We start from the raw sequence: 12,078 nt of genomic DNA on the forward strand, positions 1-12,078 counted from the left end.
TAATTTGTAGCTTTTGATTTTCCCTTGACAGCGAAACCTTGTCAAGTATATAACTGTACCGTACAGTTTAGTTATAAGGAAACTACATTGAAAATTCATCGCCGTGCTCACTTCACCCTTAGAGGGCGACCTATTCATCTGCGAGTGTTCTCGATACTTAATATCGTCTTACTCTCAGCCTGTTCTGCTCCCTCTTATCTTGCTGATCCTTCTCAAGATTTAGCAATACACTTTCAATATGCACAGGCGCTAAATGAGCTAAAGGCGATTGACTGGCCAAACGATCACTGGTGGCAACGCTATGACGACGCACAACTCAATGCATTAGTAAATGAAGCCTTGCGCAGTTCACCTGATATGCAAGTAGCGCAAGCACGCTTGAAATATGCGCAAGGTATGGCGCAGCAAGCGGGCGCGTTGAATAAACCCAATGTGGGTATGGCCGCTTCTGCGTCTGAAACCAAAGTCAGCTACGCCTACCAAGCGTATATGCCCCCAGAAAATTGGAATGATTATGGATCTGTCGGCTTAGATTTTTCTTACGATTTTGATTTTTGGGGCAAAAATAAGGCGCTCATTGAATCCGCTCAGTTCGATTATGCGGCCGCTCAAGCGCAACAAAGAGCTGCAGCGCTGATTCTCTCCACTTCCGTGGTTAATCACTACATTGAGCTTGCGCGTTTATACGCCAATCAAGACACTGCAACTGCGGCGCTAGACATCAAACATCACACGTTAGATCTACTGACAAAACGTTATGACAATGGCCTTGAGACACAAGTGGCCGTCAGCCAAGCACGTTCAACCGCCGCTTTAGTCGAAGCCGATCTCCTGAGTATTCAAGAAGCAATTGCGCTACAAAAAAACGCGATTGCGGCGTTACTTGGCAATGGGCCGGACCGTGGATTGTCACTATCAAGACCTGCTTTGGTATTCTCAACCGCGATCGGTATTCCCGATGACTTAGCGCTAGGATTACTCGGCCACCGCGCTGATATTTCCATCGCACGTTGGCATGCTCAGGCGGCGGCGAATCGCATCGACTATGCCAAAGCACAATTTTATCCCGACATCAAATTGTCTGCGTTTATCGGATACCAATCATTTGGGTTAAACAGCTTATTCAACAGTGGCAATGATGCCGGCAATGTTGGTGCCGCGATTTATCTTCCTCTGTTTTCGGGAGGGCGCCTTGAAGGCCAATTGACCGTTGCTGAATCACACTATGAAGAAGCCGTCGCCTTGTACAACGCCACACTGATCCAAGCACTGCAAGAAGTCGCCAACGCCATCACCAGCAACCAAAAACTCAGTGCACGTATCGCTAAAATGCAAGAAGCGGTTGATGCCGCCAGCGTGGCTTACCAAACCTCTCGCCATCGCTACAGTGGCGGCTTATCAACTTACCTTGATGTCCTGACAGCCGAAAATGCATTGATCAACAGCCAACAAGCCTTGGTCAATTTGGAATCACGCTCTTTTAGTTTAGATGTCGCACTTATCCATGCTTTGGGTGGTGGTTACCACTCTACCCCACTTTAATTTCCATAGGTCTATTCATGAACACGACACACGCACCATCTGATCACGCGCATCAAGCGCGCCGTAATCGAATTACAGGTTTTGCCGCCTTAGCCATTGTTATCCTTATCGCAGCCCTTGGTTGCACTGCTTATTGGTATTTCATTGCCTCACGCTATGTCACTACCGACAATGCTTATGCCTCAGTAGAAATTGCAGAAGTGACACCAGCCGTCAGCGGGATTGTGACCCGAGTTGACGTAGTGGACACCCAATGGGTAAATGCAGGGGATGTGCTAGTAACGCTTGACGACACCGACGCACGTTTAGCGCTGATACAAGCAGAGGCAGATCTGGCTTTGGCAAAACGCCGAGTCGAAAGTTACATTGCCAATGATGAAGGTTTGAATGCCCTAGTGCGAGCGCGCATGGCCGATGAAAACCGGACTAAAGCCCAATTAGCCGTAGCACAAGCTAATTTTGAACGTGCTAAATTGGACTTATCTCGCCGTCAAGACCTAGTAAAATCAGGCTCAGTGTCTGGTGAAGAACTCTCGAACGCCCAAACGTCTTTTACTCAAGCCCAAGCCAATTTAAATGCAGCGAAGGCCGCGGCGAATCAATCGGTAGCGACTCGGCTTTCGACCATTGGTAACCAAAAAGCCAACGCGGCGTTGATCCAAGGCACATCGGTGGAAACCAACCCCGAAGTTCTACTCGCTAACGCGCGTTATCAGCAAGCACAAGTCGATTTAGCCCGTACCGTCATCCATGCGCCCATTGCTGGTGTTGTGGCAAAGCGTCAAGTTCAAGTGGGTAGAAAAGTGCCCGTTGGCGCTCCACTGCTCACCATTGTTCCTATCGACCAGATCCATGTTGATGCCAATTTCAAAGAAGGTGAACTGCGTGATTTGCAGATTGGCCAAACCGTCACTGTGACATCAGATCTGCATGGTGATGATGTGCGCTATCACGGTTTAGTTACGGGAATTTCTGGTGGTACGGGCTCTGCATTTTCGATGATCCCAGCTCAAAATGCCACTGGCAACTGGATAAAAGTCGTGCAACGCCTCCCCGTTCGTATCGAGTTAGATCCTCGCGATCTGCATGACCACCCACTGCAAGTTGGCCTCTCAATGACAGTGACTATCGATACTTTGTCACAAGAAGACGTGAGTTACCTCACTCGTGCTCGCTACGATATTCGCGGCGATCAAGGTTAAGGTGTCAAGATGACTCAAGCATCCGAAGGCATCAAGCCACTGACTGGTAGTGCCCTCTTTTTTGGAACCTTGTGCCTTGCGATGGCTAATTTTTTAGCCATCTTAGACACCACTATTGCGAACGTTTCGGTTTCAAGTATTGCGGGTAGCCTTGGCACTTCCACCAGCCAAGGAACGTATGTCATTACCTCTTATGCGGTAGCAGAAGCGATTTCAGTGCCTTTAACGGGTTGGTTAGCCTCTCGTTTTGGCGCAATCAGAGTGTTTGTTACCTGCTTTATCTTGTTTGGCATTTTTTCACTGTTGTGCGGATTTGCCACCAACATGTCGACCTTAGTGATGTTTCGGGTCTTTCTCGGTTTAGCTGGCGGGCCATTGATGCCTCTGTCGCAAACACTGATGATGCGTATCTTCCCGAAAAACAAAGGTCATGTGGCCATTGGTATTTGGAGTATGACAACCTTAGTGGCTCCGATCATGGGCCCAATATTGGGAGGAGTGTTGTGTGACCAACTTAGTTGGCCTTACATCTTTTTTTGCAAAGTGCCATTTGCCATTATTGCTGGGATCGTTTGCTGGCGCATTTTGCGTAAATTTGAAACTAAAACCAGTAAAACACCCGTTGATGTTATTGGCATAATCCTCTTGGTTATTTGGGTCGGTGCGCTGCAAATTATGCTCGATGAAGGTAAGGACCATGATTGGTTTGAATCAACACGCATCGTGGCTTTAGCGGTTGTGGCCGCAATTAGCTTCGTCTCTTTCCTCATTTGGGAGTTGACCGAACGTAACCCAATTGTCGCGCTGAAGGTGTTCCGCCATCGAGGCTACAGCACCAGTATGGTCACACTTTCATTAGCCTTTGGCGCGTTCTTTTCCATCTCTGTTATCACGCCTTTGTGGTTACAAATTTACATGGGTTACACAGCCACAATATCGGGCTACGCAACAGCCGTGATGGGGATATTAGCGGTCTTTCTTGCGCCATTGATCGCCAACTTATCGAGCAAATATGATCCTCGTCCGTTTGTCTTTTGTGGTGTGTTGTGGTTGGGTTTATGGACTTTCATCCGAAGTTACGCCAACTTAGACATGACGTTTAGCCAAGTCAGTTGGCCCATTTTCTTCCAAGGGATTGGTATGCCGTTGTTCTTTGTACCGCTCACGGCCATTGCCTTAGGGAGTGTCAAAGAGAGTGAGATGGAATCGGCGGCAGGCTTAATGAACTTCATTCGGACATTGTCCGGTGCATTTGCCACTTCGATGATCAATACCGCGTGGGAACGAAATACCCGCCATGTCCACTCTGAATTGTCGGGGCTCACCGACCAACATGGTGTGGCGACCCAAACCATGCAATCTAGTGGAATGAGCTTAGATCAAGTGCGTAATGCGATTGATTGGATCGTACAAAAGCAAAGTGTAATGGTGGCAACTAACCAGCTCTTTATGACGATTGCGACCATTTTTATACTCGCGGCTTGCTTTATTTGGCTGGCTCCCAAACCCAAATACGCGGTTGACACTTCTTCGGTACACTAATTGGTACCTCAGCCCGATAAGTACACTGCTTCTTATCGGGCTTTTTTACGTCATAAAAGATTTTCTCTTTCTCTGTAGATAAAGCAAAAATACTCATCTGCTTTAAGCGATAATCTAAAATACGTTCACTTCATTGAAAACAAAGCGCAAACCTTTATCAACAACCCTGTTGGTAAGCTGCCAAAAAGCATATTTGTCAACCTTTAGACGATGCACAATAGCACCACATTGTGATAAAGAGGCATTCAATGACTACAGCCCAACCCACACCTTGGCTCTAGAAACTATGCAGCAAAACCGTTTTGAAAGATTTGCGATGATTTCAGCGATGACGAAAATGGCCCATTCGATAGAAAAGAAGCGAACAGAGCAGCAAGCCGCAGCCGAAAATCTTATTCGCTGGCATCGATTCATCATAAATCAGCACGCTCAGAACCAGTGTCCAGATTGGCTCAAGTAGCATTAATATCGCCGCATTAGTGGGGTTGGCGTGCTTTTGACCTATGGTTTGCATCAAATACCGCAAACTGGTGGCGAGTAATACGCTCAGAGCAAGCCACTTCCACGTCATCAAACTTATTTGATCTGGCCATGACTCAAACAGTAAAGAGAGTAATACCCCAAGGCAGCCGCCAACAAACAGTTGTAATGTAGTGAGCAACATCGGCGGCAGATTAGCCGAAAAACGACTGTTAAAGTTAAAATGCAATGCCAGGCTAAAGGCCGCAGCAATAAACCACAACTGACTGGTCGCGACGACCCACTCCCCGTTCCACGACAGTAAAAAAAGCCCAATCAGTGCAATGGGTAGCGACAACCAAAATGCGCGCGCCGGTTTAGTGCCAAACAGCGGCCATGCTAATAACGGAACAAACAGCATAGAGAGGCTCATGATGAATGCGCCCTCGCCTAGCGTGTCGCTAATGGAAATCGCGTGGATCCAGCAAAAAATCGAGCCACCTAGCAACACGCCCACACTCATCGATTTTAAACAATCGTGCAGTGAGGCTTGGCGCAGCGCTTTAAGACAAAATGGCAGTAGGCACAGCGACGCTAAAAGAAAGCGCACACCAATAAAGCCAAAAGGCGGTAGGCCTTGAATGGCTTGTTTGGAAAACACCCAGCCCGCAGCGGCCAATAAGGTCGTGATAACTAAAATTAATTCTGCGCGTCGGTTTGCGTACATAGCTTGGCTTATCGTGAAATGAGTAGGAGAACGATTGTAACGAGATTTTTGATCGCGCGTTACTCTCGATTACTTTTATCGTTAATGGTCGGAGGTGCGCACGGAATAAAAAGACGGCCTACCGAAGCAAGCCGTTGTTCTTAAAGAAAATAGAAAGGGCTATAGCGCTTTAACCAATTCCGCAATTCCCTGCCAATCACCTTTATCCATTAGATCTGTCGGTACCATCCACGTACCGCCACACGCCACTACGGATTTAATCGACAAATAATCTTGAACGTTACTTGGGCTAACGCCACCTGTTGGCATGAAATTGACCGGATAAACGGCCGTCAATGCTTTGAGCATGGCCACGCCACCTGAAGGCTCGGCTGGGAAGAATTTCAATGTGCGCAAACCCATCTCCATCGCTTGCTCAACCAAACTTGGGTTGTTGACGCCCGGAACAATTGCCACATGACGCTGTTGGCAATATCTCACCGTGGTTGGGTTAAAACCGGGGCTGACTACAAAATCCACGCCCGCCTCAATGGCTTGATCTACTTGCGCCGTGGTCAGTACTGTCCCTGCGCCAATCAGCATCTCTGGGTAGGTGGCACGCATCAAACGAATCGATTCTGCAGCCGCTTCTGTTCTAAAGGTCACTTCCGCGCATGGCAACCCATTTTCAACCAATACTTTGGCCAAAGGGACCGCTTGGCTAGCATCATTAATCGCAATCACAGGGACGATTTTGATTTCTTTCAATCGTTGTTCAAGAGTTTTCATTTCATAACCTTATAGTAAAACGCTTTTTATAATAAGAAACTTAGGACAGCGACAATCACAAACGCGATGCTACCAAGCAGTGTTTCCATCACAGTCCAAGTTTTGAGTGTGGTTTTCTCATCCATTTCCATCAAGCGAGAAACCAGCCAGAAGCCTGAGTCATTAAAGTGAGATAGTACCGTTGCTCCACCAGCAATCGCAATCACGATAAAACATAAATCCAACTCACTCAAACCCGTGGTTTGTGCCACAATTGGCGCAATCAAAGCGGCGGTGGTGGTTAGTGCCACGGTGGCAGAGCCTTGCGCCACACGTAAGCAAGTTGCGATAACAAACGCCGCAACTATGATAGGCATGCCTGTATCGGATAACACGTCAGCCAATGCTTGGCCAATGCCACTGGCGCGCAACACACCACCAAACATACCGCCCGCACCTGTCACAAGAATTACCGCACAGATAGGCGCTAACGAGTCACTGCACAGTTTTTCCAGCTTGTTCATTCCAAAATCTTTGGCAAACACCAGTAAACAAGTTAGCAGAGTCAGCAACAGGGCCACCGGGGTTTTACCCAACATGCGTAAGAATTCAACCAATGGCGCTTTACCGTCAATCACGCCTGCTACCGCAAGGGTATTAAGACCTGTATCCATAAAAATGAGCAGCACAGGCATCACTAAAATTGCTAATACCGTGGCAAATTTTGGCAATTTATTTTCATCAATAATTTGCTCGGTATTAAAAAACGCTTTAGAGAGTGGAATATCAAATTTCTTACCCGCATACAGGCCAAAGAGGTAAGCGCCAAAATACCAAGTAGGAATCGCGACCAAGATACCAACAATCAGCAGCAGACCAAGATCAGCGCCTAAAAGATCTGAAGCCGCAACTGGCCCAGGATGAGGCGGCACAAAGGCATGCATCACGGCAAAAGCACCAGCTGAAGGTAGCGCGTATTTCAATGGTGAGCCACCAAAGCGCTTCGCTACACTAAAGATGATCGGCATCATCACGATCAATCCCGCATCAAAGAAGATGGGAAAACCAAACAGTAATGAAGCAATACCCAGTGCAAACGGCGCTTTTTCTTCACCAAAGCGGCCTATCAAGGTATCGGCCAGCACTTTAGCACCGCCCGTCACTTCTAAAATTTTGCCAATCATCGCACCTAAACCGACCAGCAAAGCAACGGACGCTAGGGTTCCACCAAAACCAGACATCATGGTTGGGACCACTTTTTCCGCCGCAACACCGGTGGCAATTGCAGTGCCAAGGCTGACTAAGGTTAATGAAGCGAAGGCGTGTATCTTCAACTTCATGATTAAAATCAGTAGTGCTGCAATCGCACATCCCGCGATTGCTAATAGGTAAGCAGGGTTACTGCTTTGAGTCATCAATTCCATGTTCTTCACCTTATATCACGTATTGTTTTGTTTGTGTTTCAGTTCACAAATCTCTAAGTTACGGGTAACATGTTACCGATAACATGGATAAGATAAAGTCATATTTCCAAGTGAATTTAAAAAATGAGATCCAGCTCAGAATACCACTCAAGGAGTCCGTATGACTGGTAGTAGCATTATTGTAATGGGCGTATGCGCCTGCGGAAAAAGCACTGTAGGCGCGAAACTGGCCCAGAAATTAGGGGCGAAATTCATCGACGGTGACGACCTTCATCCAAAAGCCAACATTCTCAAAATGGCAGGCGGAGAGCCGCTAAATGATGACGATCGCAAACCTTGGCTAGAGCGCATCCGTGACGCGGCTTTTAGCTTAGAGAGTAAAAATGAGCACGGCGTGATTGTTTGCTCTGCGTTGAAAAAAACCTACCGCGATCAAATCCGTGACGGTAACCAAAATGTGACCTTTCTCTTTCTCGATGGCAGTTTTGATTTAATCATGAAGCGCATGCAAGCGCGTAAAGGCCACTTTATGAAAGCGAACATGGTGGAAAGCCAGTTCAATACGTTAGAGCGCCCCGACAACGAAGTGAAAGTCGCTATCGTTGATATCGATACGGATATTGATGAGGTTGTAGAGCGCGCCCTAGTGGCATTGCGCGAGCTCACTTTAGATGGTCAAAAGGTGTCAGCATGAGTACAGCCTTAAACCCAACCATCACAGCCGTCACCGAACGAATTATTCAGCGTAGCCGTACTTTGCGTGATGAGTTTCTCAACCGCGCCAAGGCACAGCAGCACAGTGGCAAGGGTAAAGCATCACTCTCTTGTGGTAATTTAGCTCATGCCGTCGCCGCCTCTTGCTCTCAAGAAAAAGCGCACATTCTCGATTTAACGCGTTCTAACTTAGCCATTATCACAGCCTACAACGACATGCTTAGCGCGCACCAAGTGTATAAAGATTACCCTGAGCAAATCAAAAAAGTGCTCGCCCCATTTGGCCACACGGCTCAAGTTGCTGGCGGCGTTCCGGCGATGTGTGATGGCGTAACGCAAGGCCAAGCGGGCATGGATATGTCGTTGTTCTCACGCGATTTGATTGCACAAGCCACGGCATTTTCACTCAGCCACAATATGTTTGATGGCACATTATTGCTCGGTATTTGCGATAAAATTGCGCCCGGGCAACTGATGGGCGCGCTGGCGTTTGCGCACCTGCCAACGGCTTTTATTCCCGCAGGGCCAATGTCCACTGGCATTACTAATGATGAGAAAGTCGATGTTCGCCAAAAACACGCGGCGGGTTTGGTTGATGATAGCGCGCTGCTGAATATGGAGTGCGCTTCGTATCACTCCCCGGGCACTTGCACTTTCTACGGCACCGCCAATACCAACCAATTAGTGTTTGAGGCGATGGGTTTAATGCTGGCAGGGTCAGCGTTTGTCGCTCCCTTTTCCCCATTGCGCCTTGCATTGACGCAACATGCCGCAATCCGCCTTGCCGCCATGAGCGATGGCACGGCGCATTTCCGTCCACTTTATGAGGTGGTGACCGAAAAAAGCGTGGTCAACGGCTTGGTGGCTTTGCTCGCCTCTGGTGGCAGTTCAAACCATACCATTCATTTACTGGCTGTTGCTCGCGCGGCGGGTATTGTGCTGACTTGGCAAGATATCAGTGATCTATCTGACGTCGTTCCTCTTGTGGTGAATGTTTACCCCAATGGTTCGGCGGATATCAATGAATTTGAGCTCGCAGGCGGCGTACCCATGTTGATGACGCGTCTGCATCAAGCGCAATTACTTCACAGCGACGTAAAACCCGTGTTTGGTGAATTTGCAGATCAGCTAAAATCACCGCAATTAGTGGGCCATACGTTAGAGTGGCAAGCGTGTACTCAAACTAAAAACCCCTCGGTAATCGCCCTACCTGATAAGGTATTTCAGCGCTCTGGTGGCATTAAAGTGTTATCGGGTAACCTTGGGCAAGCGGTGATCAAAGTCTCTGCCGTGGCTGAGCAACATCGCATTGTTGAAGCGCCCGCCAAAGTGTTCGCTTGCCAACATCAGGTTGAGCAGGCGTATCAACGCGGCGAGCTCAATCAAGATTGCGTGGTTGTAGTCCGCTTCAATGGGCCAGCAGCCAATGGCATGCCTGAGCTGCATAAGTTAATGCCGATTTTGGGCAACTTACAAAAAGCGGGCTATCAGGTTGCGTTAGTGACCGATGGTCGTTTGTCCGGCGCTTCTGGTAAAATTCCTGCGGCTATTCACGTCTCACCGGAAGCATTAAGAGGCGGCGCAATTGCGCTTATTGAAGAGGGAGATAGGATCCGCGTCGATGCGGTGACAGGCCGATTAGAGAACTTAACGCCAACCGAAGGCCGCGATATCGCCACTTGTGATACTGAGCTCACACAGCAAACTTGGGGGCGCGATCTGTTTAAAGTGTGCCGAGATAATGTCTCTGCCGCCAATCAAGGGGCTTCGTTCCTCTACCCTAATTGATACAACATGAGCTTGATGTAGCCATTGAAGTGACAAACCCAACCACTTCAATGGCTGAATAACAAGCTGACTACAGGCTCTCGCCATCGGTGACACTAAAGCCTAAGTCGAACACTTTCTGCTCAATCACTTCACCAGCCAGTGCGGACAATAATAGCTCAGCGCTTTTCTTGCCAATCTCAAACCGAGGCGTTTCTACGCTGGTTAGCTTTGGTGAAATCGCTTGACCTATATCGAGCGCGTTATACCCCACGATTGCAATATCTTGAGGAATCTTCAGCCCTCGATGTGCACACTTCATCATGGCACCAATTGCAATGTCATCATTAGTACAGAAGATGCCGTTGATCTCTGGCCGCTCTTCTAGGGCTTGTTCGAGTAAATCACCGCCGAGAGTAAAACTTGAATGCTCTTGAGTTAGGATATGAACTGCGGTTAAGCCTGCATCTTGCATTGCACGATCATAGCCATTCATCCGCAACTGCGTTCGAGTATCAAGACGCGCACCGAGATAGGCAATATGCTGTTTGCCACTATCAATCATCTGCGTCACCACATGATACGAGGCCTGTTCGTGATCCAACCCCACCGCCATATTGATCGGCTTGTCTGGCAGCTCCATCGTTTCAACCACCGGCACACCCGCCGCTTTTAGCATCTGGATGGTACGTTCGGAGTGGTGCGTTTCGGTCAAAATAAGACCATCGACTTGATACGACAGCAACGAGGCAATTTTCTCCTCCTCTTCTTGCACGTTATAACCAAAGTGAGCAATAAGTGTATCGTAACCTCTTGCTTTGGTTACCGACTCAATCCCTTGAACTAAATTGGCAAACACTTGGTTTGACAAGGAAGGCAGAAGAATACCAATCGCCTTACTTGACGATTTCGACAACATCGCCGGGGCGCGATTTTGTATATAACCTAATTCTTCAATCACTGCGGCAATTTTTTCTTGGGTTGCCAATGCGACCGAATTGGGGTCGCGTAGAAAACGGGAAACGGTCATTTTCGTCACCCCCACGCGGTCTGCGATATCTTGCAGGGTAGGCCTAGTTTTACGTTGCATACTGCTCATTTTTATTCTGTTTTCCAACTGAATGTTACCGTAACATTAAACCTCATGACGACTGTGCATTTCAATCTTTATATCACCTCGTTAAGCTCATACACACAGAGGCAATGGCGTAATTTGTGTGACCAACTCGCACAATTATCAACAAACTCATTAATAATCCCTAAAATGGACTTGCTTTCTTGCCTCCTCACCCCAAAAAGAGAGTAATGTGAGGCAGAAGCTCTCCTTTTCATGGATCTTTGATTCATCGCAAGGCGCTTTTCCCCCTGCCAGATTAATTAATAGCTTCTGATTTTGAAGCTGCATTCTAAGGAAATAATAATGTCTGATACACCCACTACCGTTGAATATACCGTTGAAACCCTAAAGCCTGTTGTTGAATCTTCCGGTTCTATTTGGGGTTATGTGGCGGGCGGTGTCGTGCTTGCAGTGGTTCTTGGTTACTTTGCTTTTAAAAAGCTCAACAAACCGGCCTTTGTCATTAAACAAATGCGTAAACGTAACCGCAAAGAGATGAAAAAACATGGTGTGGAAAGTGCCGAGGCGATGGTCGATCTCGATCTTCTACTCGATGCAGTACAAGAGTACGCCACCCAACAAGCGATGAGTGGCACAACCATGGTGCAACTGTTAGCGCCATTAAATGACGCCAATAAAATGAAATCCGCAGGAGATTTCTATCATTCAATGGCCTACATTGCCAAAAGCATCAATAACCCGACGCTGGCTAAAACATTACAGAACAAATCAAAACAGGTTCGTTCAAGCTCGCCACTGATGGCTGGCCTGCTCAAGCGTGCTGGCGTTTAATTTATTCCTATTGTCTTGATTAGATTGGCACTCACATTTTAAATG

Annotated in this window: 10 protein-coding genes; 6 read left to right on the plus strand and 4 right to left on the minus strand. The window is 47.7% G+C overall.

Features of this window, described 5'->3' with window-relative positions; genetic code table 11:
• Positions 1 to 93 precede the first annotated feature (93 nt).
• From AACQ79_RS04800 to AACQ79_RS04810, 3 genes are read left to right on the plus strand one after another with little or no spacing between them, the layout of a single operon-like run.
• Positions 94 to 1,542 carry an efflux transporter outer membrane subunit gene (locus AACQ79_RS04800; RefSeq protein ID WP_170898899.1) on the plus strand — a complete coding sequence of 483 codons (1,449 nt, stop codon included), beginning with the start codon at positions 94 to 96 and terminating at the stop codon, positions 1,540 to 1,542.
• 17 nt (positions 1,543 to 1,559) lie between these two features.
• Positions 1,560 to 2,744 (plus strand): HlyD family secretion protein, encoded by a 1,185-nt coding sequence (locus tag AACQ79_RS04805; RefSeq protein ID WP_094125463.1) that lies wholly within the window; start codon positions 1,560 to 1,562, stop codon positions 2,742 to 2,744.
• Positions 2,745 to 2,753: 9 nt separating this feature from the next.
• The gene (locus tag AACQ79_RS04810) at positions 2,754 to 4,286 is read left to right on the plus strand and encodes a DHA2 family efflux MFS transporter permease subunit (protein WP_170898620.1); all 1,533 of its coding nucleotides are present in this window, start codon (positions 2,754 to 2,756) and stop codon (positions 4,284 to 4,286) included.
• A gap of 322 nt (positions 4,287 to 4,608) precedes the next feature.
• Here the strand turns inward: AACQ79_RS04810 and AACQ79_RS04815 are convergent, their stop codons facing one another.
• The 3 genes from AACQ79_RS04815 to AACQ79_RS04825 form a co-directional block, all read right to left on the minus strand.
• Entirely contained in the window at positions 4,609 to 5,472 is an 864-nt protein-coding gene (locus tag AACQ79_RS04815; RefSeq protein WP_170898622.1) for a DMT family transporter, read from the minus strand.
• A gap of 159 nt (positions 5,473 to 5,631) precedes the next feature.
• Positions 5,632 to 6,240 (minus strand): bifunctional 4-hydroxy-2-oxoglutarate aldolase/2-dehydro-3-deoxy-phosphogluconate aldolase, encoded by a 609-nt coding sequence (locus AACQ79_RS04820; protein WP_170898625.1) that lies wholly within the window; start codon positions 6,238 to 6,240, stop codon positions 5,632 to 5,634.
• A 26-nt stretch (positions 6,241 to 6,266) separates the two neighbouring features.
• Positions 6,267 to 7,643 carry a GntP family permease gene (locus AACQ79_RS04825; protein WP_026027816.1) on the minus strand — a complete coding sequence of 459 codons (1,377 nt, stop codon included), beginning with the start codon at positions 7,641 to 7,643 and terminating at the stop codon, positions 6,267 to 6,269.
• 160 nt (positions 7,644 to 7,803) lie between these two features.
• Here AACQ79_RS04825 and AACQ79_RS04830 point away from each other — a divergent pair, with 160 nt between their 5' ends.
• Entirely contained in the window at positions 7,804 to 8,337 is a 534-nt protein-coding gene (locus AACQ79_RS04830; RefSeq protein ID WP_013856467.1) for a gluconokinase, read from the plus strand.
• The gene (gene edd / locus AACQ79_RS04835) at positions 8,334 to 10,145 is read left to right on the plus strand and encodes a phosphogluconate dehydratase (RefSeq protein WP_094125134.1); all 1,812 of its coding nucleotides are present in this window, start codon (positions 8,334 to 8,336) and stop codon (positions 10,143 to 10,145) included. The genes AACQ79_RS04830 and edd overlap by 4 nt, the downstream gene beginning before the upstream one ends.
• 70 nt (positions 10,146 to 10,215) lie before the next feature.
• Here edd and AACQ79_RS04840 read toward each other — a convergent pair whose 3' ends face one another.
• Positions 10,216 to 11,223, minus strand: a complete 1,008-nt coding sequence (locus AACQ79_RS04840; protein WP_026027817.1) for a substrate-binding domain-containing protein — start codon at positions 11,221 to 11,223, stop codon at positions 10,216 to 10,218.
• A gap of 321 nt (positions 11,224 to 11,544) precedes the next feature.
• Between AACQ79_RS04840 and AACQ79_RS04845 the strand changes: the two genes are divergently transcribed.
• Positions 11,545 to 12,033 (plus strand): hypothetical protein, encoded by a 489-nt coding sequence (locus AACQ79_RS04845; RefSeq protein ID WP_010319103.1) that lies wholly within the window; start codon positions 11,545 to 11,547, stop codon positions 12,031 to 12,033.
• The last annotated feature ends 45 nt before the right edge of the window (positions 12,034 to 12,078 follow it).

It is taken from the genome of Vibrio sp. 3-2(1) (assembly GCF_963887575.1).
In the GTDB taxonomy this organism is placed as follows: Bacteria; Pseudomonadota; Gammaproteobacteria; order Enterobacterales; family Vibrionaceae; genus Vibrio; species Vibrio anguillarum.